Below are 24972 nucleotides of genomic sequence, written 5' to 3'. Positions count from 1 at the left end.
TTTTACCGCAGACCCATCACATGCTGCACTTCGTCGAGCGTCGGCTGCGCGCGCTTGATGGCGCGCTGCGCACCGTTCGACAGTACGTCGCGAATCACATCGGGACGCTTCTCGAGGTCGCGGCGGTGCTCCTGAATCGGCGCAATCGCGGTGACGATCGCGTCCGCGCACCAGCCCTTGCACTCAATGCAACCGATGCTCGCCGAGCGGCAGCCGTCGTACACCTTCAGCATCGTCTCCTCGCTGGAGAAGACCTTGTGCAGATCGCCGACCGGGCACTTGTCCGGGTCGCCGGGATCGTCACGACGAACGCGCGCAGGGTCTGTGACCATCGTCTTGATCTTCGCGCGAATCTCTTCCGGCGGCGCGGAGAGCATCAGGTGATTGTTGTAGCTCTTCGACATCTTGCGACCGTCAAGGCCGGGCAGCTTCGGCGAGGGCGTCAGCAGCACCTGCGGCTCGGGCAGAATCTCGCGACGACCGAACGGCGAAAGCTTCTTCGTCTGCTGCGCGGCTTCGTACATCTGCGCGGCGGAGAAGTCGGTGCGCGTGGAATCCTTGGGCTCACCAGCAAGCTTGCGTGCCTTTTCGAGAATCGACGGCAGCTCCCATGGCTTGGCCTCGGGCGACATGAAGAACTCGCCGGGGTAGAGGCCGTTGAAACGGCGAGCGACCTCGCGCGTCAGCTCAACGTGCGCGATCTGGTCCGCGCCCACGGGCACGAAGTCCGGCTTGTAGAGCAGGATGTCCGCGGCCTGCAGCAGCGGATAGCCGAGGAAGCCGTAGGTGTTCAGGTCCTTCTCGCGGAGCTGCTCCTGCTGATCTTTGTACGTCGGCACGCGCTCCAGCCAGCCAAGCGGCGTGAACATGCTGAAGAGCGCATGCAGCTGCGCGTGCTGCATCACGTCCGACTGGCGGAAGATGACGCAGCGGCCGGGATCAAGGCCCGCGGAGAGAAAGTCGAGGGCGATCTCGATGTTGTTCTGCCCGATGCGCGAGGGGTCAGCGTAATCGGTGGTCAGCGCGTGCAGGTCGGCGATGAAGAAGTAGCACTCATACTCGGACTGCAAACGCACCCAGTTGTAGAGAGCACCCATGTAGTTGCCGAGGTGCAGCTTGCCGGTGGGGCGCATGCCCGAAAGCACGCGAGGACGCGGCGCGCCGCGAAGCGGTGCGGGCTTGGGATCGCAGGAAGATACAGGATTCACAGAACTCATTGCAGATTTAAGGCTCTCTTCAGAATACAGGCACGTGGCGGGGTTTAGAGCGAAAGCAGCAGCCTTTGGAAGATCGTAAATACGGGGCTAAAGACCGCCATGATGATCGTGAAGCCGAAGAAGAAGAACGCGATCATGATGTAGAGGCCGTACTGCTCGAAGGCCTTCGCCGCGTCATACGGCAGGAAGTGCACCAGGATCTTGCCACCGTCGAGGAACGGAATGGGCACGAGGTTGAAGATCGCCAGCAGCAGGTTCACGAAGATCGCGATGTCCAGCAGCAACAGCACGGGAAACACGCCTGGCAGCGCCGTGGTGTCGACCGGCGCACGCATGGTCAGTACCAGCGCATCCACAAGCGAGTCCGCGGCTCCGGCAACGGTGTGCTTCAAAATCACGAGGACGATCAGGCAGACGATCGCCGTCCCGAGCTGCGCGGCAGGGCCGGCGAGTGTAGCGAGCATTTCGCCGTTCTTCTTGCTGAAGTTCCGCCAGGTCATCGGTACAGGCTTGCCCCAGCCAAGCACCATCGGCGAACGCCAGATGTAGAGCAGCGGCCAGATCACCATGCCAAAGAGGTCGAAGTGCGCGGCGGGGTTCATGGTCATGCGGCCCAGCATGCGGGCCGTGGGGTCGCCAAGCTTATTGGCCGCCCACGCCTGCGCGCAGTCGTGGATGCAGATGGCCAAAACCATCAGGACCAGCTCGAAAATGATGAGTGCAACGTTCAGAGGCATCGCTGACTAGGATACCCCCGCGCCGCGCCTACGGGATGAGGCGTTCGGCGCGCAGGCGGTCGAAGAGCTGGAAGAAGCTGTCGTCCGTCGCCACGTAGTCGAGGAAACCCAGCCGGCGGCTCTTGGAGATGTCCGTCAGCACCTCGATCGGGCGGCCAAGGTCGGCGTCCGTGTGCCAAGCGTTCGTCAGCTTGAAGAGGTCGGGCTCGCGAAGGCCGTGCTTGTCGGCGAGGGCGCGCCACGCGTCGCCCGCTGCGGCGAGTTTGGGCTCCAGAGGCTCTACGATGCCGTCAAACGGCGCGGGCTGCAGGCCGAAGTATTCGGCGAGGCGCTCCCACATCCAGCTCCAGCGGAAGACGTCGCCATTCACCACGTTGAACGCCTCGTTGCGTGCCGCCGGGGTAGTCGAAGCCCACAGCAGTTGCCGGGCCAGCAGATGGGCGTCCGTCATGTCGGTAAGGCCATTCCACTGCGCGGCGGAGCCCGGGAAACGGAAGGGCGCGCCGGTTTCGCGGCAGAGCGCGGCGTACGCCGCAAGCGTTGTGCCCATGTTCATCGCGTTGCCGACGGCGTAGCCGATGATCGTGTGCGGGCGGTGGACGCTCCAGCCGAAGCCGTCACGCTCGGCGGCAGCGAAGACCTCGTCCTCCTGCGCGTAGTAGAAGTTTTCGACGTCGAGACGCCCTTGCGACTCGCGGAAAGGCGTCGGCGGCAGCTTGCCCTTGCCGTAGGCCTCGAACGGCCCGAGGTAGTGCTTCAGCCCGGTCACGAGAGCGACGTGCTCCACGCTTCCGGCAGGCGAGGTCGCGGCGAGCAGATTGCGCACCATCGCGGAGTTCACGCGGATGTTCTCGGCTTCGGTCGGCTGGCGCAGCCAGGTGGCGAGGAAGATGTGCGTCGGCTTGATCCCCTGGAGCGCCTGCTCGAGGGACGCGGGATCCTGCAGATCGGCGGCCACGGGCGTGATGCCCGGAAGCGCCAGCGGTTTGCGGGCGAGGCCGTAGACGTCCCAATCGCCGCGCTCCACCAGCAGGTTTGCAATTGCCTGCCCGACGATGCCGGACGCTCCCACCACCAATGCTGTTCTCTTCGCCACGCGCACTCTCCTGAGTCTGGATAGATGCCGCTGGCGAGCGATAGACGCAACGCGCCGCCGATTACCGCCGCTGGACTTCCCGGTCTGCGGTTGCGAGAATCGACGCATGGCAAAGCAGATCATCAGCACCCCCGACGCACCGGCGGCCATTGGCCCGTACTCGCAGGCAGTTCGCCTGGGCAACATGCTCTTCGCTTCCGGGCAGATTCCTATCGATCCGGCAACCGGCGACCTCGTCGCTGGCGGCATCACCGAGCAGACCGAGCAGGTGCTCAAGAACGTCCAGGCTGTGCTCGCAGCGGCGGGCCTTGCGGTAAACAACGTGGTGAAGAGCACGGTGTTTCTCGCCGATATGAACGACTTTGCCGCGATGAATGCGGTGTACTCGACCGTCTTCGCAGCCGAAGGTGTTCAGCCTCCCGCGCGCTCGACCGTGCAGGTCGCCCGCCTGCCGAAGGATTCGCTCGTCGAGATCGAGATCGTCGCGATCGAGGGCTAACCGCACCGCTTTGCGGGCCATCCGCATCCAATCAAGCCTGAGAGGAGTAACTCCCGATGACTGAAATTCCTGCTGGTGGCCCATTGGCCGACGCGGCGCCCCGCGCCAGGGTGGAGAAGACCGACGCCGAGTGGCGCGCGCAGCTCACGCCCGAGCAATACCATGTGCTGCGCGAAAAGGGCACCGAGCGTGCGTTCACAGGCGCGCTCTACAAGGTGACCGACGAAGGCGTGTATCACTGCGCCGCGTGCAATGCCCCGCTCTTCAAAAGCGACACCAAGTACGACGCTGGTTGTGGCTGGCCCAGCTTCTGGGACCCGATTACGCCGGATGCCGTGCATTATCACGAAGACACCACCTACGGTATGCGTCGCGTCGAGGTGACGTGCGCCACCTGTGGCAGCCACCTGGGGCATGTTTTTCCCGACGGACCACGCCAGACGACCGGACAGCGTTACTGCATCAACTCGGTTTCGCTGGGCTTTACCCCGAGTGGCGAGTGAGAAGTGAGAAGTCGTAAGTCGTAAGTGGAAACGATCAAGGCGCCTTCGGTGAAGGCGCCTTTCACTTATGACGTACCACGTTTCACTTACGACTTCTTGCCCACGCACGAAAACTCCCGACGGCAAGCCGCCGGGAGTCTCGAAAAGCATGGAGATGCGTGAGGGCTTAGCCCTTAACGATCTTGCCGGTCTTGATGCAGGACGTGCAGACCTTAACGCGCTTGGTGTTGCCGTTGGTCTTGGATTTTACCGTCTGCAAATTCGGGTTCCAGCGACGACGCGTGACGTTGTGCGCGTGAGAAACGTTGTTACCGAACTGGGGACCCTTGCCGCAAAGCTCGCAAACCTGTGCCATGATGAACTTCCTCTCAGAAGAAACCTAAAGTGTTTGACCGCAGAATTCCCCGGACGCTATGTCTGTTGCTGTGGACATCTCTGGATGTTCAGCCGGGAATCCGGTGGGCTCAATACGCACAAGGCGCCAGCGGCCGCAACCGTGTCAAGGGTTTCAGTGTACCACGGGATGGCCGAATGTCCAACCGCGATCTACACCATTGTCGCAAATGCCTGACGCCTAGTAGACGTAAGGGTCTTTCTTGAAGATGTTCGGGCGCGTGAGGCGGAAAGTAATTCCCGCACTGACGCCGTAGGGGTGGAGGTTGCCGTACGTGAAGTGCTGCCAGGACTGGTACTCGAAGTCCACGGCGCGGATGGTCACGACGCTGTTGAGTGGGATGTCCACGCCCCCGCCGGGGGCGAGCACGAGGTAGTTTCCGGTCGCGTACTGGAACGGAAAGACCATGTGACCGCTGCCTACGAGGAACTTCGCGTAGGGCTGGATGTGTCCGACGCGCAGGATGTTCACGGACGGGCCGATGAGCAGGTTCCGCTGCGTAACCTGCTCGTCGGTGTGGAACTGGATGAAGCGGGCTTCGCCTTCGAGGTTGTAGCGCCCCTTCAGATGCATCGCGCCGAGGATCGTGTAGCCGCCGTCAATGCGTTTGCCGTAGTCGACCTGGAAGGCCGAAGCCTCGACGCCTGCGGAAAAGTACAAGCCGGGGCCGCTCGCCGTGGGCAGCGCCTGCGCCCCGGCATGGAGAGCGGCGATGCCGACGGCGAGGCCCAGCAACACGCGAAGTGCAAAGCCAGGGGCGAAGCGAAGTGCGGTGAAGAATCTCAAGGCGTCCTCGCTTACTTTACGTTGAGCGTTACGGTCTGCGTGACGGCGTTGCCGGTGTTCTTGCCGCGCACGACGACCTGGAAGGTGTAGTTCCCGGCCGGGGTCGTCTTCTGGCTGATGCCACCGCAGCCGGTCATCACGCCCATGGTCGCCAGGGTGAAGACGAGCAACAGCAGACTCGCGAGGCGCTTGCGACGACGGAGGCCGAAGAGGATCGCGAGAGCCAGAGTGCCGCAGGGCATCCACGCGAAGGCGGTGCTCTTGCTGGCGTTCGCCGAGGCACCTGCGCCCAGCGGATCCCCGGTGTCTACGGTCAACTGTACGCTGACCGTACCGCCGGAGGTGATGTCGGTGGTGGTCTTCGAGAAGGTGCAGGTAGCGTACGAAGGCAAGCCGAGGCAGCCGAACTCGAGCGTGTCCGCGAAAGGCGCGACCGAGGTGACGGAGACCGAGCCGGCTTCATGCTGACCGCTGGTCATGGCGTAGGTCGAAGGGTTCAGCGCGACCGTGAACGGCGCCGTCGTGGTTCCCGAAACGACCGTGGGGCCGGAGGTGGAAGCGGCGTAGCTGGCATCGCCGCTATAGCTGGCGGTGACTGTCTGCGAGCCGCTGCCGACGGCGAGCGTCATGGTGGCGACGCCGGTGCTATCCACGGTGCCGGTGCCAAGCGTGGTTGAGCCTTCGGTGAAGGTGACGACGCCCGTCGGAGCGGTGGGGCCGGTGTAGCGGACGACCGCAATCAACGTGACCTGCTGCGCGTTGTTGGAGCTCGTGGCCGCGCTCAGCGTGGTGGTGGTGTCGCGCAGGTCGACCACCTGTGAGAGTGCGGGCGAGGTTGCCGAAAGGTTCGTACCGTTACCCGCGTAGGCTGCGACGATGCTGTGCGTGCCCGCCGCCATGGAAGCCACCGTCAGCGTGGCGTGGCCGGAAGCATCCAGCGTTGCCGTACCGAGCGAGGTGCTGCCGTCCGTGAAGGTGATCGCGCCAGCAGGAATGTCCTGGCCCGCGTTGGTCACGGTTGCCGTGAAGGTGATGCTGGCGAGGGTCAGCGACGGGTTCGCGCTGGAGCTGACGGCGACGCTGCTGGTCTGCAGCACTGTCTGCGAGAGCGAAGGCGAGACCGACGCCGAGGCCTTGCCGTCGCCGGCGTAGCTGGCCACGATGGTGTGGGTGCCAGGGGCGAGCGTGGAGGTAGAAAGCGTGGCCGTGCCGGTGGCGTCGAGCACCGAAGTGCCGAGAACCGTCGTGCCGTCCAGGAAGTTCAACTTACCGGTGGCGGTGCCGCCGTTCGAGGTGACCTTCGCTGTGAATACCAGCGGCGATCCATAGGTCGCCGGGTTGGCGCTGGAGCTGATCGCCACCTGCGTGTCCGCGTTGGTGATCGTTTCGATGATCGCAGCCGAGGTGACCGAGGAGTAGTTCGTGTCGCCCGCGTAGCTGACCGTGATGGAGTGCGCGCCGACGGCCAGCGAGGTGGTGGTAAAGACCGCCGTGCCGGAGGCGTCCAGGTTGACGCTCGCCAGCGATGCTGCGCCGTCAGAGAAGACGACCGGGCCCGAGGGGACGACGGTGCCGTTGCCGCTGAGCTTTGCGGTGAAGGTGACCGAAGCGCCCGCGACCGCGGGGTTCGCGCTGGAGGTCAGCGCGGCCGTGGCAGCCTGCACGATCGACTGGCTGAGCGCAGGCGAGGTGGAGGCACCGTGGTTCGTGTCGCCGACGTAGGCGGCCGTGATGCTGTGCGTGCCGAAGGTAAGCGTCGAGGTGGTGAGCGTGGCTACACCGTTGCTCAAGGCCACGCCGCCGAGCAGCGTCGAGCCGTCATAGAAGCTCACCGTGCCGGTGAGGCTGGGGCTGGCGCTGGTCACGGTCGCCGTAAAGGTGACGGCCGAACCGAGCGTCTGCGGAGTCTTGCTGGTGGTGATGGCGGTGGTGGTGGTTCCCTGCTGCACGACGACCGTGGCGACGTTCGAGCTTGCCGGCGAGTTGTCGGTGTCACCCGCGTAGGCAACGTGCAGCGAGTGCGAGCCTACCGCAAGCGTGCTGATGGAGAACGTGTTCGTCGCGGCGATCGCCTGCGTGGCGATGGTCGTTGAGCCATCCAGCAGCGTGATGCTGCCCGTGGGCGTGACGCCCGTGGAAGCGGATGCCGCCGTGAAGGTCGCCGCGGTGCCTGCGTTCACCGCGCCCGAAGGTCCGGCGAGCGTCAGCGTCACCGTAGCGAGCGAGATGGTCTGCGAGACCGCCGTGGAGGTGCTGGTCGTGTAGTTGCTGTCGCCCACATAGGTGGCGGTGATCGAGTGATTGCCGGTGGCAAGCGTCGTCAGCGAGAGCGTCGCCACGCCCGAGGCGCTCAGCGTGGCGGTGCCGAGGTTCGTGGCACCGTCGAAGAAGTTGACCGTGCCGGTCGGCGTGCCGGTGCTGCTGATGACCGTCGCCGTCAGGGTAAGGGCCTTGCCTGCGAGGCCGGTGCCGCTGGCCGCAAGCGTGGTGGTGGTCGCGGTCTTGTTGATCACCTCACTGATCGAGGTCGATGTGCTGCTCGCGTAGTTGGTGCTGGCGTTGTACTTTGCCAGCAGCGTGTGCGTGCCGACGCTCAGCGTGCTGACCGCAAGCGTCGCCTTGCCGGTGGCGTCGAGCGTGCCGGTGCCGAGCGTGGTGGAGCCGTCATAGAAGGTGACGGTGCCGCCGATCGTGCCGGCCGTGGTGGTGCTCAGGCTCGGGGCAACGACGGCGGTCAACGTCACGACCGCGCCGGCGCTCGCCGGGTTCTTGTCCGAGGTGAGCGTGGTGGTCGTGTCAGCCTGGTTCACCGTGGCAACCATCGGCGACGAGGTGCTGGTCGCGTTGTCGGTGTCGCCGAGGTACTTCACGGTGATAGAGTGCGTGCCCGGCGCGAGGCCAGCGGTGGTGAAGCTGCCAGCGCCAGCAGCGAGCGTCGAGGAGCCGAGGACCACCGTGCCGTCGAGGAACTCGACAGAGCCGGTGGCCTGCGGGCCGTTGCTGCTGGTCACCGTGGCGGAGACGCTGAGGTTGTCGCCAACGGTCAGCGTGCTCTGGCTGAGCGCGATCGTCGTCGTGGTGTTGGCGAGGCTCACGACCTGGCTGATCGCCGTCGAGGTCGCGGGAGCGTTGCTGGTATCGCCGGAGTAGGTCGCCGTGATGGCGTGCGTGCCGACAGCGAGCGAGCTGGTGGTGTACGTCGCGGTTCCAGCCGAGGTGAGCGCCACCGTGCCGAGCGTGACGCCGTCGGAGAGGAAGCTGACCGTGCCGGTCGGCGTGCCCGACGCCACAGCGATGCTTGCGGTGAGGGTGAGCGACTGCGTAACCGTTATCGGGTTCGCCGAGCTACCGAGCGTCAGCGTGGAAGACTGCTTGACCACCTGCGTGACTGCGGGCGAAGTGGATGCGGCGTTCTCGGAGTCTCCGGAGTAGACAGCCGTGATGGTATGCGAGCCGAGCGTGAGCCCAGCGGTGGCGCAGGTAGCCGAGGTGCCGGAGAGCGTGACCGCGCTGCAGATCTTCGTGGAGCCGTCGAGGAAATCGACCGTGCCGGTGACGCTGGTGCCGCCCGAAGAGACCGTCGCGGTGAAGGTGACGCTGTTGCCCTGGATGCTGGGGTTCGCGCTGGAGACCAGTGCGGTCGTCGTGGGGTTCACCGTCAGCACCTGGCCGGTGAGCGTGACGACGGTGGGAACGTTGGCAGCGTCCGAGTTCACCGTGAGCGTGCCGGTGACGCTGTTGCCAACAGTGGTCGGGGCAAACTCAACGCCGAGCGTGCAGGTCGTGGAGATCGCCATCGCACCCGCAGCGCAGGTAGTCGTCGCCGCGTCCAGTGCGGACTGGTCGAAGGTGAAGCCGGTGATGTTCATCGCCGCGTTGCCATCGTTTTCCAGCGTGAGGGCCTGCGGTGCGGAGGTTTTGCTGACGCGGATGGTGTCGTAGCTGAGCGGAATGTTCGTGGCCGCAACGCTGCGGACGCGGTTGTGGAACATGTCGGCGATGAGCAGGTTGCCAGTCTGGTCTACCGAAAGCGCATAGGGGCCGTAGAGTCCGGCGTTGGTGGCGAGTCCGGTGTCACCACCGAACGAAGTGGTGTTGGCGGTGCCTGCGACGGTAGAGATGATGCCGGTAGAGACCAGCACTTCGCGCACGACGTTGTTGCCCGAGTCGCCAATGTAGACGTTGCCTGCGGGATCGACAGCAACAGCTGCGGGTGCGTTCAGGTTGGCAACGGTCGCCAGGCCTGCATCGCCGTGATATCCACGGTCGCCGTTGCCGGCCACCGTGCGAATCGTTCCCGAAGGATTGATGGCGCGGACGCGATTATTGCCGAGGTCGGCGATGTAGAGCGAACCGTCGATGCCGAGCGCGAGCTGCCACGGCTCCGTGAGCGTAGCCGAAGTCGCGGCGATGCCGTCGCCGTTGTAGCCCTGCGCGCCGGTTCCTGCGATCGTGCTGATCAGGCCGGTCTTTCCGTCAACCTTGCGCACGACGTTGTTGCCCGTGTCCGCGATGTAAAGCGAGCCATCCACCGCCAGCGCGAGGCCTTCCGGCAGCGAGAGCTTGGCGCTGGTCGCCGCGGCGCCGTCGCCGGTATAACCCTGTACGCCACAGGTGCCCGCAACAGCCGAGATGAACGTCGTCGCAGCATCGACGCGACGGACGCAGTTGTTGTTGGTGTCGACGAAGTAGACGTTGTTCGCGCCATCGACCACGATGCCCGACGGGCTGCTGATGCTGGCGTTGACCGCATAGCTGCCGTCGCCGGAGAGCCCCGGCGTGCCGCTGCCTGCGATCGTGCTGATCAGGCCGGTGCTTGCGGTGACCTTGCGGATGCGATTGTTGTTGCTGTCGGACACGTAGAGATTGCCCGCCGCGTCCGAGGTGACGGCGGTTGGGAGGAAGATCTGTGCACTGGTCGCGAGGACGCCATCTACGCGGAAGGTCCAGTCGCCGGAGCCGACAACGGTGTTGATGAGGCCGGGCTTGATGACCGCGAGGCTACCCGTCGCCGTACCCGCCAGCAGCGTTTGGCCCAGCACAGTGCCCGAGCCGGAGATCAATCGGACCACGCCGAGTCGCATGCCGGGGTAAAGCGGCTTGAGGGTGACGTTCACCGTGCAGGAGACGCCCGAGGTGTAGGCACCGCTATCGCAGGTGCCACCGCTGACGACCGTGTACTCCGAGGTCGTCGCGCCCTGGGTGGAGGCAACGGCGCTACCCGCGCCCGAAGCCGTGGGTGTAACCGTCACCGAGACCGGCGACGAAGTGACGCCGACCGCAACGGAGCCTGGGACGACCGTCGGGATCTGGGAAACGGCAGAGGCCGCCCCCACGCCCAGCATGGTGCTCATTGCCAGAACAACCTGCAGTGACTTCTTGATCGTGGTCGGAAACGCGAATCGCGCCAGTGGCCCCATGGTGATGCTTAACTCCCTTTTGCCGGAATACGCCTACACCTTGGTAACCAAAATTGAGGGTTACTACCATGCCCCATCGAGGGGAGCACCAAGGTGATCAAGTGTCAGGCATATGTTCAAAGCGATGCGCGGCGAGCGTTGCATCCCCATGGTTTTCGGCAATGAAAAGAAAGAGATACGCACTGTCCCGATACGGGTCATCCATGGCGAACTCGGGGGAGAAAAGGCCGAATTACGATGCCATGAAAACTTCACAACACGCACGAAAATCGCCCCAAGGGTAACCATTACCAAATGGCTATCTTGGGGCGATGAATTCGGCTGTTGAGGCTGGTTCGACTATTGGAGGGTGAAGGTCGTGTGGAGGGACGCGTCGCTGCTATCTCCCGCCCAGAGATCGAAGGTTCCCGGCTCGAGCACCCAGCGGCGCAGCGACGGGCTCCAGAACGTCAGCTCTGCGGCCGGGACGTCCAGCGTGACCTCGCGGGACTCCCCTGCGGCCAGCGTGACCTTGCTGAAGGCACGCAGTTCGCGCACCGGACGCGAGGCGCTGCCCGCACGCTGGTGCGTGTAGACCTGCACGACCTCCGCTCCGGCGACCGAACCGGTGTTGTGCACCTGCACCGAGACCTTCAGCGTGCCGTTGTGCGCCAGCGTCTCGGAGCCGAGCTTCAGGCCATCGACCGTGAAATTCGTATAGCTGAGACCGTAGCCGAAGGGGTACTGCGGCGTGGAAGGCATGTCCCAATAGCGGTTGCCGATCTGCGAGGGGTCCTGCGTGAGGTAGTGCGCGTAGAAAATCGGCACCTGCCCCACGGCACGCGGCCAAGTGACCGGCAGCTTGCCGCCCGGGTTGGCGTCACCCGCAAGCAGGTTGGCGACCGCATGGCCGCCCTCCGTACCGGGGTACCAGATGTCGAGGATCGCGGGCACGTGATCGACAGCCCAACCGATCTCCAGCGGACGTGCGGCCATGATGACCAGCACGACCGGCTTGCCGGTGGCGACAGCAGCCTCCAGCAACTCCTGCTGCTTGCCGGGGAGCGTCAACGTGGCGCGGCTTGCCTGCTCGCCGCTCATGTTCATCGCTTCGCCCAGCACGAGCACGGCGATGTCTGCCTGCTTCACGTCGTCAATGGCCTTCTCAAAGGCTGCTTTCTTGTCAGCGTCGGTCAGCAACGTCGGCTTCGGCTCAGCGGCCTGTCCGTCGAAGATCGACGACGTGGGGCGAACGATCTCCACGCCCTTGTCCACGAGCAGCTTCGCCTGCGGGAACTTCTGGCGCATGCCTTCGGCGATCGTTACCGTATCCGCATACTGCGCATGAAGCGACCACGACCCGAGCGTGTCGACCTTCGAGTCTGCCAGCGGGCCGATGAGCGCAATGGTCTTTGCCGACTTCGCAAGCGGCAGCAGATGGCCGTCATTCTTCAACAGCACGGCAACCTGTTCTGCGGCCTTGCGTGCGCTCTCGCGCTGTTCGGCGGAGAGCGTCTCGCGCTTGAACTTGTCGAGATCCACGTAGGGGTTCGTGAAGAGGCCGAGGCGATACTTCATCTCGAGGATCGGTCGCACCAACGCATCGATCTGCGCCACGGTAACCTTGCCCGACTTCACCAGCGCCGGGAGCTCCTTGCGATAGACATCGCTGGTCATCTCCATGTTCACATCGGCTTCCACGGCGCGTTGCGCAGCCTCTGCCGGGTTCGCCGCGTAGCCGTGCGTCTGCAGATTTTTCACCGCATCCCAATCGCTGACGGTGAAGCCCTTGAAGCCCCACTCGCCGCGCAAAATGTCATGTTGCAGCCAGCGGTTGCCCGTCGCAGGCACTGAATCGACGTCGGTGTACGCGGACATGAACGTCGCCGCGCCAGCCTTCGCAGCAGCCGCGTAGGGGCGCAGATACACATTGCGCAGCGCGTCTTCGGAAAGGTCAACCGAGTCGTAATCACGTCCGCCGTACGGCGCGCCGTATGCGGCGAAATGCTTCACGCTAGCGAGGATGTGATCGGGCGCTCCAACGACCGGACCTTGAAAGCCGCGCACCTGCGCTGCGGCCATCTGCTCGCCGAGATACGGGTCTTCGCCAGCGCCTTCCATGATGCGTCCCCAGCGAGGATCGCGAGCGATGTCAACCATCGGCGAGAACGCCCACTCTACACCAGCGGCGCGAGCTTCACGCGCCGCCATCGACTGCGCGTGCTCGGCCAGCGACGCGTCCCAGGACGCGGCCATTGCGATCGGCACGGGGTTGATGGTGCGGAAGCCGTGGATGACGTCGTAGCCGAAGATCAGCGGAATCTTGTGCGGCGTCTGCGTGACGGCAATCTTCTGCAGCTCGTTGATACGCACCGGATCGGTGAGGAAGAGGAACGAGCCTACGCCCTTGCGCGCCAGCTCATCGGCCTGCTGCGGCGTATAGTTCTGTCCCGCGGCCTGCTCCATCTGCTCGATCTTTTCGTCGAGCGTCATGCTCGCCAGCAGGCGATTGGCGAACGCTGTTGCGTCATCTTTGGGCTGGGTCTTCTGCGCGCTGGCCGCCAGTACACACAGGCCAAGGCACACGAATGCTTTCTTCATTGCGAACACAGGTAGTTGCTCCTTCAACGACGCTTCGCGCCAGACTTCCGTCGTATAGAGGAATACGCTGCTTCCGCACCGAAGTGCAAATTGAAAAACCCTATTACTGAATCGATCCTCTAGCCCAGAATTCTTTCAACGGCTTCTTCGGTATCTTTCACCACACGCTGCGGCGTGAGCCCATAAGCGCGAGGATGCGCGATGAGCAATGCCGCCGTGCCGTGTACCGCTGTCACAACCTGGCGCATCCGCGTGGCAGAAATCGCCGCGGACGTACCCTTCGGCAGGATCTCTCGGATGAGCGAATGGATCGCCCCGAGGAATCGCTGCCCCAAGGCCTCACGCTCTTCCACGACCTCAGGGTCCGAGTGCCGGACGAGAAAAACGATGGAGTAGTGGTCCGGATACGTCTGCGCGAACTCCAGCAGCGAGGCGATGAAGATGCGGAGCTTCTTCATCGGGTCCTCCGCAGCGTCCATGCGCGCGAACATCTGCTGTGTGAAGTCGGTGTAGAGCTGCGCGCAGAGATGCTGGGTGAGCGCTTCCTTGTTTGCGAAATGACGATACGCCGCCATCTGCGAGCATCCGGCAAGCTCCGCGACGCGACGCATGGAGAGATGGTCGTAGCCTTCGCTGACGAAGATCTCGCTGGCCGCGCGGATGATGCGCTGCCGCAGATTGGCCGCAGGCTCAGCCTTCTTCACAGGAACCTTCTTTGCCAACGCGCGCACCTCCTTTTACCTCTTCCCTAGTTTAGCAAGAAAGTTTACGCTGTACACAAATCATGTTTACGCCGTATACTCCAATTGCGCAGAGGCGCATGGCACGATGAAACATTCATCTGGTTTACCCGTTCTTTCTTCCCGTATTGCGACAACGCTGGGTTTGGCGGCTTGCCTGAGCAGCGCTGGTTTCGCGCAGGTCATGCTTCCCGCGCAGGCGGCCAAAGCGCCAGCTTGTGCGTCCGCAGCTCGCCACGTGAGCGGCTGCAGCGGATCCGCCTGCGACGCGACGCCTGTTCCTGAGCTCGACAGCAAGCAGCAGTACGATCTGCCAACGCTGATCGACATGGCCGAGAGCCTGAGCCCGGAGACCTGCATTGCATGGGCCACGGCGAAGCGCTCGCTCGAGCAGGCAGGCATTGCCCGCGCTGAGTATCTGCCGGTGATGGCGTTTGTCGCGCATGGCGGCGACTCGCGCTCCATCGTTCCCTTCCCCAAGCCGATTGCGCCACGCGGCTACGTCATCGCAGAGATCCCGGAGATCGTCGTGCAAGCCGAGCTTGAGTACAAGCTGCTTGACTTTGGCCGTCCGGCCCGCGTGGATGCAGCGAAACTCGCCGCGCAGGCTTCTTCGCTGCGCATGACGCGCACGCAGCAGCAGGTTGCGTTCAATACGGCGCGTGGTTTCTATCGCGTGCAGGAGACCGAAGGCCAGCTTGCGGCGGCGAAGCAGATTTTGAACACGGCCCAAACGCTGCAAGCGAACGCGCAGATGCAGTTTGACAACGGTCGCGCCACGTTGCCTGATGTGCAGAACGCAGACGCTGGTGCGGCCGAAGCGCAGTTCGATCTGGCCAATGCCGAAGGCGAAGTGAAGAAGGCGAAACTCGCACTGACCGAAGCAATTGGTGTTGAGCCGACGACGGAGATTGAAGTCGTTGCCGCTGAGAAGACCAGGCCTGAAGAGTTCCGCGCGAATGTTGACGAGATGCTGCAACAGGCATGGAAGTCGCGGCCTGACCTGCTGGCTCGCGAAGACGAGTTCAAGCGCGCGAAGGACAGCGTGAAGAACGCTCGCTCACGCTATCTTCCTACGGTCAGCATGGCCGCGGTGGTGGGCCAGACGAACATGGACCCCACCGCCGACTACGGCTACCTTGGCCCCGCCAGTGTCACGACCTGGTCAGCACAAGGACAGCTTCGCTGGGAGATCTTCAACGGTGCGCGCGGCCACGAATTGCAAGCTGCGAAGGCGGAGCAGAAGGCCGCCGCCGAAGAGAAGCGCGCTGCCGAAGATTCCGTGACTCGCCAGGTGTGGGAGGCTTATGTCGATCTGCAAACGGCGCTCGAGCAGCAGCGTGCCGCGCAGACCTTCCTCACCTCCTCGCAGACCTCGTATGACTCATCTCTCGATGCGTTCCGCTACGGTGTGCGCTCGCTCGTCGATGTTGTGCAGGCAGAGAAGCTGCTCGCGCAGGCGCGATTGGCGTCGGTGAAGGCTGAAGCCCGTACGCTGCAGAGCCGCGCGGCACTGAGTTATGCGCTGGGCGCGATGCCCGCGACCGCTACCTCGAATGGAGTTCGTCCATGAAGATCTTTCGTCCTCAACTTTCGCTCCTCATGCTGCCGTTGCTCGCAGGCTGCAGCCGCAATCCGAACGTCGAAATCGTCGGCTCGTACTTTCCCGGCTGGATGGTCTCGCTAGTGGCTGGCGTGGTGCTGACGGCACTGGCGCACATGCTCTTGCGCCGCCGCGGACTGCTGCATTCGATCGGTCATCCTGCGTTGATGTACCCCGCGATGACGTTGCTGTTTACCTGCCTGCTTTGGCTCATCTTTTTCGCATAACGCTGCGTAAGACTCTGAAGGAACTCACGCTCATGTCCACTGAAAACCTTTCGCAACAGAAGAAGTTCGGACGTACCCTCGGCATCGTCGTGCTGGTGCTCGCAGCGATCGTGCTCGCGATCGCCTCTCTACAGGTTGATCGTCATCCGCGCACGGATGACGCCACAGTGCGCGCCAACACGATCGCGTTCGCGCCTGAGGTGGAAGGCCGCCTCGAGAAGTTGAATGTGCAGGACAACCAGCTCGTCCACAAGGGTGATGTGCTCTTCGAGATCGATGCGCGTCCGTTCGAGTACGCGTTGGAGCAGGCGAAAGCCGAACAGGCCACGCTCGAAGGGCAGATCCTCGATGCGCAGCGCCACATCGCGACCGAGCGCTCAGCCGTGCAGACGGCGCAGGCCAACGTTCTCAGCTCGAAGAGCGGCATCAGCGCAGCGCAGGCAAACTACCAGGCATCGCAAGCTGCGGTGGAGCGCGCGAAAGCGGCGCAGTCGTCCGCCGACGCGCAGTTGAAGTATGCGCAGAACGACTATGACCGCATAGCGCCGCTGCTGAAGAAGCACTACGTGACGGTGCAGCAGGTGGACCAGGCGCAGACCGCACTGCGCGTCGCACAGGATGCGTCGCAACAAGCGGCTTCGCAGTTGCTGCAGTCGCAGGCGCAGGCGTCTATGGCGATGGCGGCGAAGCAATCTGCCGAAGCGGGCTTGCAAGCTTCCACGGGGAAATACGGTGAGGCCGTGCATACGGTCGATGACCTCGTAACGCTGGAAGCGCAGCGCCCCATCAAGCAGGCAAAGGTGGAGCAGGCGCAGCTCAACCTCGAGTGGTGCAAGGTGCGCGCGCCGTTTGATGGCTACGTGGTGAACATGAATATCTCGCAGGGTGAGTATGCCAAGCCAGGCACGCCGATGTTCACGCTGGTGGACACGAGCCACTGGTGGGTGCTCGCGAACTATCGCGAGTCGAAGCTCAAGCATATCCATGAAGGCGACCACGTTGAGGTTTACCTGATGGAGCACCCATCGCAGAAGTATGACGGCGTGGTGGATAGCGTAGGTCGCGGCGTTTTCCCGGAAGATGGCGGCACCGCTGCGGGTTTGCCGAACGTCGATCGCACGCTGAACTGGGTGCACCTTTCGGCGCGCTTCCCTGTTCGTATCCGCGTCACAAACCCTGACCCTGCATTCTTCCGCGTGGGTGCAACGGCCATCACCGTAGTTCGCTAAGAGCGATCCATGAGCAAGACACGCAAATTCGGACGGTTGTTGCAGGACGAGATGACGCCGTATCCCGGCCGCGCTGCGGGTGCGCTGCGCGACACGCTGGTGCTGCTGCTCTCGGTCGCGCTGGCGATGACCTTTCGCACGCCGGGCATGCAGTTGGCCGCAGCGCTGCTGCTGCTCATGCAGCGCGAACGCCCGGGCCTGACGATGCGTGTGGCGCTCGAGATCATCGTCTCCACCGCGCTTGCGCTCGCTGTGAGCTGCACGTGGGTACAGCTCACCGATGGCACCGAAGGCGCACGCTTCTACGGCGTGATGGTGCTCATTTTCTGCTCGGCGTTCTGCATGGTGGCGTCCACGATGGCGCTGCCGTCGACGATCTTCGGCTTCTACGGATTCGTGTTTCTCTCCAACTGGGACGGCCATCATTCGGCCGACTACAACGTGCGCTTCGGGCTGAATTACCTGGCTTCGATGGCGCTCGGCGTAGCCTGCCTCGTGGCCGTGGAGTACGGCTTCGGCACGCGGCATCCGGCGGAGGAGCTGGCGCGCGAGTTGCGCCGACGCATGAGCGCCCTGGCCGAGCTCTTCAGCTCGCTTGCGAACGATGAGCCGCGCAACGATCCTCACAGCTTTCGCCAGACGCATCGCAAGGTGCTGCAACTGGCCCACGCGGGCGACATGCGACTGCGCGAGCTTTACGATCGCTTCCGCGATTCGAGCGCTGCGCAGGACGTGCCGGTCGGCCTGCAATATCGCATCGGCATCGCCACGCGCGCGCTGCAGCGCAGCGTGGCGCTGGGATTTTCTACGCAGCAGGAAGAGAGCGGCGTCGAGCGCCTGCGTGCGTATGCAGCGCTGGCCGAGCTTTGCCGCGCGGCTGCAGAGGACAAGGCGCCGACGACCTCTGCACACTTCGAGAGTGACTCCAGGACATTGCAGGAACTTCACGCAGAGCTCGGCGAATATCTCGCCGTGCAACACGCGTCCGGGGAAATCGCCGCTGAGCCGCAGGCGTCGCGAATGAAAGCGCGCAGTGCGTTCTTTGTGCCCGATGCGTTCACCACGCCCGATGCGGCTGTCTATGCGCTGAAGCTGACGCTCGCCGCGATGATCTGCTATGTGCTCTACAACGCGATCGCGTGGCCGGGCATTCTCACCTGCGTCGTCACCGTCCTCTTCACGGGCCTGAGCACTACGGGCGCGATGAAGCAGAAACAGCTCTACCGCTTCTCCGGCGCGGCGATCGGTGGACTCATCGGCATCTTCGTCGTCTCGGTCTTCTTCCCGAACATGGATTCGATCACCTCGCTGATCGTGCTGTTCGCGCCGATCTGCTTCTTCGCAGGCTGGGTGATGCGCTCGCCGAACATGGGTTACATCGGCGTGCAGATCGCGTTTGCGTTCTTCCTGACGACCATCGGCGGCTTCGGTCCGTCCACGCAGGTGACGCCTGCACGCGACCGCCTCATCGGTGTCGCGCTGGGCATCCTTGCGCTATGGCTGGTGTTCGATCAGCTCTGGCCGGTGCGCACCACGGATGCGCTGCGTCGCACGCTGCAACGCATCGGACTCGCCACCGAGCAGCTTCGCACGGAGGAGAATGCGGGGCGCTTCGAATCATTGCGCTCGATGGTCTCCACCGAGCTGGCGAACGCGCAGCAGCTTGAGGTGGCCGTGCACTTCGACGTCGGTCGGCACCAGAAGCGCGAACTGCTGGAGACGCGCAAGCTGCTGCATCGCATTGAAGCTGCGGCTGCGGAGTTCTACGCGGAGGCAGCGTCGCACTTTTGACGTCGTCACACGACGCGCACCAGGCGAGGGCCATCTTTTTACGGAAGCCAGCCAGCCGCCCCGCTAGAATGAAAGCGTGGAGTTCGCCTCCAATCTCGTTTGGACCGCCGTATCGATGGCCTTGCTCGCCTTCGTATGGCGTGCAGCGCAGCGCAATGCCCTGCGCGTAGGCCGTCGTGCCGCGATGACGCAGGTCGCGATGGCGTGCCTGCTGCTTTTGCCCGTCATCTCCGTCAGCGATGACCTGCTGATGGCCAAGCAGGCGACGTTGCCCGCGGCTGCACAGACCTACAACCTTGCTCACGCAGGCGCGTCGACGGGGCTTGACCTGATCCCGACCGCGCTGGCGACGCTCGCGTTCCTGCAGTTTCCGCCGATGCAGCGCGAGCCGCTGCCCAAGGCATCCGAGCACGCGCAGACTTATCGCGGCCGCACGCTACGCACGCGGAGCCTCAGAGCTCCCCCGGCGTTTGCCAGCTAAGTTCTCCGTTCCTCTTTCCTGAATCTTTTTGTAGCTCAAGGACGACGCGTTTGCAGCAGTGCATCCGCTTCGCTCCCTCTGGAGGTGTGCTTCGTGCGCAGAGCTCTCTTGCTCACGCCATCCTTTGCTTTCACGCTTTTCGCGTGGGCACAGGCACCCGCGCCTGCTCCCCAGCAGAACGCGGCTTTGCCTGCAACCATCATCGCGGCGGTGCACCGCGGCAGCGCCACACCGCTCACACTGCAGCAGGTGCTCGACCAGTCCCATCGCGCAAACCCGACGCTGCTTTCCGGCGCGGAGCACCTGAACGCCGTGCGCGCTGGCGAGGTCACCGCAGGCCTGCGGCAGAACCCCGTACTCACCGGCGGTGGACAGATGTTCACGCTCGCGCCGGATGATCCGAACGGTCCGCCGTTCTACAACGTCGGCGTGCAGCGGCTTTTCGAACGCGGCGGCAAGCGCCAGTTGCGGCTCGATGGAGCGAAGGCCACCACGACGCTGACCAGCGATCAACTCGCCGACACGCAGCGCCAGATGGACCTCGCGGTGCGGCAGGCGTTTGCGAAGATGCTCTTCGCCGAAGCTGCGCTCGAGATCTCGCGTGAGAACCTCGAAGGCTATCGCCATACGGTCGACCTGATGAAGGTGCGGCTCGATGCTGGCGATATGGACCGCACGGATTTCGATCGCGTGGAGTTGCAGCTTGTCGGCTTTGAGAACGACTTCGACAACGCCAATCTCGCACTACGCCAGTCGAGCATTGCGCTGCAGTCGATGCTTGGCGTGAACACGCCGAGTGATGACTTCGCGGTGACCGGATCGCTCGAGCCTTCGCCGCTCGCCTATACGCTCGAAGAGTTGCACACCGCGGCGCTGAAGAACCGCCCGGACCTGCAGGCTGCGCAGGCGCAGGTGGACGCGAACGCGGCATCGGTGAAGCTCGCCGTGGCCAACGGCAAGGCCGACCCAACGCTTGAGGCCGAGTATGAGCGCAGCGGACACGCAAATACGATGGGTGCGAACATCCAGATTCCGCTGCGTTTCTTTGACCGCAACCAGGGCGAGAAAGCTCGCGCACAGCATGAGCTTGAGTCAAGCCGACTGGCGCTTGTCGCTGCGCGGAATCAGGTGATCTCTGACGTCGACACGGCGTGGGCGGCTTACCAGACGGCAACGTCGCAGGACGGCCGCTATCGCGCAAAATACCTCGCCGAAGCCGCGCATGTGCGCGACAACATGGAGTTCAGCTATCGCCACGGCAATACGACGCTGCTCGATTATCTGAGCGCGCTCTCGGACTATCGCCAGGTGAACCTCGCTTCGCTCAACGCTAATTTGCAGCTTTTGCTGGCGGTCGAACAACTGACGACCGCAGCCCACATGGAGATCAATCCCTAATGACTGCACGTCGTTTCTACTTCACTCCTCTTGCTGCCAGCGTCGCCGCGCTCGTCTTCGTCGGCGGATGCAAGAAGCACACCACCGAGACCGCTGCGCCGACGCAGCCCACAGCAAACATTCAAGTGGGCACGGTGCACAGCGAGACCATCGACGCCACGCTGCGCCTGCCCGGCCGCGTCGAAGCCGACCCCGACAAGCTCGTGCACATCTACGCGCCGCTCAGCGGCCGCCTGCTCAACATGACGCTCGTACCGGGCCAGGAAGTGCGTAAGGGACAAGCGGTCGCCACGCTGCAGAGCAGCGATGTCGCTCAGGCCCGTGCGGATTTCGAGAAAGCCAAGATCGAGACGATCCGCGCTGATCACGCGCTCGACCGCGGCAAGCTGCTCGCCTCGCACGAGGTCATGTCACAGGCTGATCTGCAGGAACTGCAAGCCACTGACAGCGCCGCGCACTCGGAGCTCGAGCGCACACGTCAGCATGTGCACGAGCTCGGCTTCAGCGAGAACAGCACCAGCGATATCACCACCGTAACCGCGCCGATCACGGGTACGGTGCTCGACATTGGCACCGCAACCGGCGAGATGCAGCGCTCGCTCGAGACCACGACCGGCATCGCAACGGTAGCGAATCTCGATACCGTCTGGGTGACCGGCGATGTCTACGAGCAGGACCTGCACGCCGTGCATCCTCACGCGCAGGTAACGGTGAGCTTCACCGCATACCCCGGCGAGAAGTTCAGCGGAACCGTTGCCAACATTGGCGATTCGTTCGATCCTTCGACGCATGCCGTGAAGGTGCGCGTGGTGATGCCGAACCCCGGTCATCGTCTGAAGCCGCAGATGTTTGCGACGCTGCTGCTCTCGCAGCCTGCACAACCGCGCATCCTGCTGCCCGCTGGAGCGGTACTGCATGACGGCGAATCAACCATCGTCTACGTACCCGCAGGCGACGGCAAGTACACGACAAAGAAGGTGACGACGGGCGCGCAGGCAGGTGACCGCATCGAGATCACCAGCGGACTCAATGACGGCGATCGCGTCGTGATGCAGGGCGCGGCGTTCCTGCGCCAGCCGGTAGGAGACTAACGATGAAGGGCTTTATCCAGGCGCTCTTGCGCTATCGCACCGTTGTCTTCATCCTGCTGATCGCAGCATTCTTCGCGGGCATCTTTGGCGCGTTGAAACTCGATATCGAAGCGTACCCCGATCCCTCGCCACCGCTCGTCGAAATCATCACGCAGAACCCTGCGTGGAGCGCGGAAGAGATGGAGCAGCAGGTCACCGCGCCCATCGAACTCACACTGAACGGCACGCCTGAGCTTGAGCAGGTGCGCTCGATCTCGATCTTCGGCCTCAGTGATGTGAAGCTGTACTTCAAGTTCTCCAGCGATCTGTTCCACGATCGCCAGGAGGTCCTCGCACGCCTGCAAACGCTGCAACTTCCTGGCGGTCTGCAACCGCAGCTTTCGCCATGGTCGCCCATCGGCGAAATTTATCGCTATCAACTCACCGGACCGTATTCGCTGAACGACCTGAAGTCTACGCAGGACTGGCTCGTTCGCCGCGAGTTGAAGCAGGTGCCGGGCATCATCGACATCACCACCTTCGGCGGAACGACGAAGCAGTATCAGATCGAGCCTGATCCGAACAAGCTGCTGGCGTACGGCGTCACCCTGCCGCAACTGATCACGGCGGTGCAGAACAGCAACGCCAACGCGGGCGGCAACTACATGACGCTCGGCGAACAGAACATCAACGTTCGCTCGCTCGGCCTCATCAAGAGCCTCGACGACATGCGCAACATCGTCGTTGCCTCCAAAAACGGTACCCCGGTACTCGTGCGTGACGTCGCCGAAGTGAAAGAAGGTTATCAGCCGCGTCTCGGCAAGATCGGGCGCAACGGACAGAGCGACATCGTCGAAGGCATCGTGCTGCTGCAAAAGGGCGGCGAGAGTATGCCTGCGCTCGACGGGCTGAAGAAGAAAATCGATGACCTGAACAATGGCTCGATGCTGCCTCCGGGCATGCACATCAACACGATCTACGACCGCACCAAGCTGATCGACCAGACGACGCACACGGTGAAGCACGTCATCATCACGGGCCTCGTGCTCGTGACGCTGATTCTGCTCATCATGCTCGGAGATCTGCGCACGACGATCATCACTGCGCTCACCATCCCCTTTGCCGTGTTGTTCGCGTTCTCCATGATGGTGTTGACCGGTCATCCGGCCAACCTCATCTCGATCGGCGCGATCGACTTCGGCATTCTCGTCGATTCGTCGATCATCGTGCTCGAAAACATCTTCCGTTACATGCAGCAACGCAAGCCGGGCGAGGGCCCGGAAGAGGCGGTGCAGCATGGCGTGGCCGTAGCGGCGCGACCTGTGTTGTTCTCCACGCTGATCATTCTCGTGGCGTTCATTCCGCTGTTCACGATGGAAGGCGTTCCGGGCAAGATCTTCTCGCCGATGTCGGTCACGTACGGCTTTGCACTCTTCGGCGCGCTGATGTTCGCGATCATCTTTGCACCGGTGCTCGCGGCCATCTTCGCACCGAAGGTGAACGCGCAGCAGGAGGCGAAGAAGGCTTCGGGCACCGCCGTCAATCGCTTCTTCTCGCGTCATTACGAGCGCTGGTTGAATCGTTCGCTGGCCCATCCGAAGATGGTGTGGACGCTGGCAGGCGGCGCCATGCTCGCGGGTGTGCTGGTGTTCGTCTTCGCCGTGGGTGGTGAGTTTATGCCACCGCTCGAAGAAGGCAATCTCTGGATTCGCGCCACGCTGCCGCAGGACATTTCCTTCGATAAGGGGGCGATGTTCGCGGACGAGATTCGCGAGGAGATCCGCAAGTTCCCCGAGGTCACGCAGGTCGTTTCGCAGATCGGTCGACCAGACGACGGCACCGATGTGACGACCTTCAACAATGTAGAGTTTGGCGTTTCTCTGAAGCCCTCCGATCAATGGCCCGCCGACGTTCACGGCGACAAGGACGAGCTGATCGAGCAGATGCAGAAGGCGTTTGCGAAGTATCCCGGCACCGTCTTCGGCTTCTCGCAGAACATCCAGGACAACGTGGAAGAAGCGATGAGCGGCGTGAAGGGTGAGAACTCCATCAAGCTCTTCGGCGACGATCTCGCGCAACTCTCCAAACTCTCCGATGAAATGGTCGGAGTGATGGGCACCGTGCAGGGCGTAACCGATGCCGGCGTCTTCAAGGTGAGCGGACAACCGAACCTCATCATCAGCGTGAACCGCGCCAACGCGGCCCGCTATGGTGTGGCGCCGGCGGACATCAACGCAGCGGTGCAAGCCGCTGTAGGTGGTGCGCCGATCACGCAGATGATCGAAGGCGATCGCCGCTTCGACATCACCGTGCGCTACCCTGACGCGTATCGCGGAACGCCGGAGACGGTATCGCAAATCCAACTGCCCACGCCCGACGGCGGACATGTCGCGCTTTCGCAGGTGGCAGATGTGGGCGTGCATGAAGGCAGCTTCACGATCTATCGCGAAGGCGGCCGACGCTACATCCCCATCAAGTTCAGTGTGCGTGGACGCGACCTCGCGGACACCATCACGGATCTGCAGAAGCAGATAGCCGACAAGGTGAAGATGCCGAACGGCTACAACTACACCTGGGCGGGCGAGTTCGACTCGCTGCGCAAGGAGCAGGCTCGTCTTGGGCTGGTGATTCCGATCAGTCTCGTCGTGATCTTCCTGCTGCTGTACCTTGCGTTCCAGCGTTGGACAGATGCGGTGATCGTGCTGCTGGCGTTGCCCTTCTGTGCGGTTGGCGGCATCTTCGCGTTGCTCGTTACGCACACGGCGTTCAGCATTTCTGCCGCCGTCGGCTTCACCTCACTTACCGGTGTGGCGACGCTTACGTCGGTGGTCTTCCTCGCGGGACTGCGACATCATCAACACGCTCATCCGGGCGAGAACGCGCTGCGCGAAGGTGCGCAGCACGAACTGCTGCCAGTGCTGATGGCAGGCTTCGCTGCGGGGCTCGGCTTGCTCCCTGCAGCGGTGATGAACGGCATCGGCGCGCAGGCGCAGCAGCCGCTCGCGCGCGTGGTGGTGGGTGGTGTGGTGACGACGGTACTCACCGTAATCTTCCTGATTCCGGAGTTTGTGCGTTTCTTCGAAAAGCGCGAAGAGCGTCGTCGTCAGTCGCATCGTGCGACGGTTTCGGCAGACACCGAATAGCAGCTGTCGCTGTGACAAGAAGGGCCGCGAGTGAATGCTCGCGGCCTCTTTGTCTGGC

At 63.3% G+C, this 24972-nt stretch carries 18 protein-coding genes; 10 read left to right on the top strand and 8 right to left on the bottom strand.

All coding sequences use genetic code 11. The features are described 5' to 3' along the window. Positions 1–2: 2 nt before the first annotated feature. From trpS to OHL11_RS03390, 3 genes are read right to left on the bottom strand one after another with little or no spacing between them, the layout of a single operon-like run. Positions 3–1208: a tryptophan--tRNA ligase gene (gene trpS / locus OHL11_RS03400; RefSeq protein ID WP_263370066.1), complete on the bottom strand. Its 1206-nt coding sequence runs from the start codon at positions 1206–1208 to the stop codon at positions 3–5. A gap of 53 nt (positions 1209–1261) precedes the next feature. Then, positions 1262–1954 (bottom strand): site-2 protease family protein, encoded by a 693-nt coding sequence (locus OHL11_RS03395; protein ID WP_263370065.1) that lies wholly within the window; start codon positions 1952–1954, stop codon positions 1262–1264. A 28-nt stretch (positions 1955–1982) separates the two neighbouring features. Next, positions 1983–3050, bottom strand: coding sequence for an SDR family oxidoreductase (locus OHL11_RS03390; protein WP_263370064.1), 1068 nt, complete (start codon positions 3048–3050; stop codon positions 1983–1985). A 106-nt stretch (positions 3051–3156) separates the two neighbouring features. Between OHL11_RS03390 and OHL11_RS03385 the strand changes: the two genes are divergently transcribed. Together OHL11_RS03385 and msrB are read left to right on the top strand one after the other, a co-directional pair. Beyond that, positions 3157–3549: a RidA family protein gene (locus tag OHL11_RS03385; RefSeq protein ID WP_263370063.1), complete on the top strand. Its 393-nt coding sequence runs from the start codon at positions 3157–3159 to the stop codon at positions 3547–3549. A 56-nt stretch (positions 3550–3605) separates the two neighbouring features. After that, positions 3606–4052, top strand: coding sequence for a peptide-methionine (R)-S-oxide reductase MsrB (gene msrB / locus OHL11_RS03380; protein WP_263370062.1), 447 nt, complete (start codon positions 3606–3608; stop codon positions 4050–4052). A 166-nt stretch (positions 4053–4218) separates the two neighbouring features. On the opposite strand, the gene rpmB is transcribed toward msrB, so the two are convergent. From rpmB to OHL11_RS03355, 5 genes are all read right to left on the bottom strand, one after another. Beyond that, positions 4219–4407, bottom strand: a complete 189-nt coding sequence (gene rpmB / locus OHL11_RS03375) for a 50S ribosomal protein L28 (protein WP_263370061.1) — start codon at positions 4405–4407, stop codon at positions 4219–4221. A gap of 219 nt (positions 4408–4626) precedes the next feature. Continuing rightward, a complete protein-coding gene (locus OHL11_RS03370) occupies positions 4627–5232 on the bottom strand; it encodes a hypothetical protein (RefSeq protein WP_263370060.1) in 606 nt (201 codons plus the stop codon). A gap of 11 nt (positions 5233–5243) precedes the next feature. Continuing rightward, complete coding sequence (locus tag OHL11_RS03365) at positions 5244–10652, bottom strand: Ig-like domain repeat protein (RefSeq protein WP_263370059.1); 5409 nt, start codon at positions 10650–10652, stop codon at positions 5244–5246. Positions 10653–10991: 339 nt separating this feature from the next. Then, entirely contained in the window at positions 10992–13232 is a 2241-nt protein-coding gene (gene bglX, locus OHL11_RS03360; RefSeq protein ID WP_263370473.1) for a beta-glucosidase BglX, read from the bottom strand. Positions 13233–13351: 119 nt separating this feature from the next. Beyond that, entirely contained in the window at positions 13352–13954 is a 603-nt protein-coding gene (locus OHL11_RS03355) for a TetR/AcrR family transcriptional regulator (protein WP_263370058.1), read from the bottom strand. A 106-nt stretch (positions 13955–14060) separates the two neighbouring features. Between OHL11_RS03355 and OHL11_RS03350 the strand changes: the two genes are divergently transcribed. The 8 genes from OHL11_RS03350 (at position 14061) to OHL11_RS03315 (ending at position 24914) form a co-directional block, all read left to right on the top strand. Then, positions 14061–15545, top strand: coding sequence for a TolC family protein (locus OHL11_RS03350; RefSeq protein ID WP_263370057.1), 1485 nt, complete (start codon positions 14061–14063; stop codon positions 15543–15545). Beyond that, positions 15542–15802, top strand: a complete 261-nt coding sequence (locus OHL11_RS03345) for a YtcA family lipoprotein (protein ID WP_263370056.1) — start codon at positions 15542–15544, stop codon at positions 15800–15802. Before OHL11_RS03350 ends, OHL11_RS03345 begins: the two co-directional genes overlap by 4 nt. A 32-nt stretch (positions 15803–15834) precedes the next feature. Then, a complete protein-coding gene (locus OHL11_RS03340) occupies positions 15835–17031 on the top strand; it encodes an efflux RND transporter periplasmic adaptor subunit (protein ID WP_263370055.1) in 1197 nt (398 codons plus the stop codon). Positions 17032–17040: 9 nt separating this feature from the next. Beyond that, the gene (locus OHL11_RS03335) at positions 17041–18822 is read left to right on the top strand and encodes an FUSC family protein (protein ID WP_263370054.1); all 1782 of its coding nucleotides are present in this window, start codon (positions 17041–17043) and stop codon (positions 18820–18822) included. Positions 18823–18898: 76 nt separating this feature from the next. After that, on the top strand, positions 18899–19303 hold the full coding sequence (locus OHL11_RS03330) for a hypothetical protein (RefSeq protein WP_263370053.1): 405 nt from the start codon (positions 18899–18901) through the stop codon (positions 19301–19303). Positions 19304–19396: 93 nt separating this feature from the next. Then, the gene (locus OHL11_RS03325; RefSeq protein WP_263370052.1) at positions 19397–20701 is read left to right on the top strand and encodes a TolC family protein; all 1305 of its coding nucleotides are present in this window, start codon (positions 19397–19399) and stop codon (positions 20699–20701) included. Then, entirely contained in the window at positions 20701–21792 is a 1092-nt protein-coding gene (locus tag OHL11_RS03320) for an efflux RND transporter periplasmic adaptor subunit (RefSeq protein WP_263370051.1), read from the top strand. The genes OHL11_RS03325 and OHL11_RS03320 overlap by 1 nt, the downstream gene beginning before the upstream one ends. A 2-nt stretch (positions 21793–21794) precedes the next feature. After that, on the top strand, positions 21795–24914 hold the full coding sequence (locus OHL11_RS03315) for an efflux RND transporter permease subunit (RefSeq protein ID WP_263370050.1): 3120 nt from the start codon (positions 21795–21797) through the stop codon (positions 24912–24914). Positions 24915–24972 lie beyond the last annotated feature (58 nt).

It is taken from the genome of Granulicella cerasi (genome assembly GCF_025685575.1).
Classification (GTDB): Bacteria; Acidobacteriota; Terriglobia; order Terriglobales; family Acidobacteriaceae; genus Granulicella; species Granulicella cerasi.
Note: the sequence above shows the minus strand (reverse complement) of the source record. Positions and strands in the feature narration are given on the sequence as shown.

Bases quoted from the DNA above. Each gene is read 5' to 3' on its own strand.
- OHL11_RS03320 (WP_263370051.1), top strand. From the start codon at position 20,701: ATGACTGCACGTCGTTTCTACTTCACTCCTCTTGCTGCCAGCGTCGCC.
- OHL11_RS03395 (WP_263370065.1), bottom strand. From the start codon at position 1,954: ATGCCTCTGAACGTTGCACTCATCATTTTCGAGCTGGTCCTGATGGTT.
- bglX (WP_263370473.1), bottom strand. From the start codon at position 13,232: ATGAAGAAAGCATTCGTGTGCCTTGGCCTGTGTGTACTGGCGGCCAGC.
- OHL11_RS03385 (WP_263370063.1), top strand. From the start codon at position 3,157: ATGGCAAAGCAGATCATCAGCACCCCCGACGCACCGGCGGCCATTGGC.
- OHL11_RS03350 (WP_263370057.1), top strand. From the start codon at position 14,061: ATGAAACATTCATCTGGTTTACCCGTTCTTTCTTCCCGTATTGCGACA.
- OHL11_RS03345 (WP_263370056.1), top strand. From the start codon at position 15,542: ATGAAGATCTTTCGTCCTCAACTTTCGCTCCTCATGCTGCCGTTGCTC.
- OHL11_RS03340 (WP_263370055.1), top strand. From the start codon at position 15,835: ATGTCCACTGAAAACCTTTCGCAACAGAAGAAGTTCGGACGTACCCTC.
- OHL11_RS03335 (WP_263370054.1), top strand. From the start codon at position 17,041: ATGAGCAAGACACGCAAATTCGGACGGTTGTTGCAGGACGAGATGACG.
- rpmB (WP_263370061.1), bottom strand. From the start codon at position 4,407: ATGGCACAGGTTTGCGAGCTTTGCGGCAAGGGTCCCCAGTTCGGTAAC.
- OHL11_RS03315 (WP_263370050.1), top strand. From the start codon at position 21,795: ATGAAGGGCTTTATCCAGGCGCTCTTGCGCTATCGCACCGTTGTCTTC.
- OHL11_RS03365 (WP_263370059.1), bottom strand. From the start codon at position 10,652: ATGGGGCCACTGGCGCGATTCGCGTTTCCGACCACGATCAAGAAGTCA.
- msrB (WP_263370062.1), top strand. From the start codon at position 3,606: ATGACTGAAATTCCTGCTGGTGGCCCATTGGCCGACGCGGCGCCCCGC.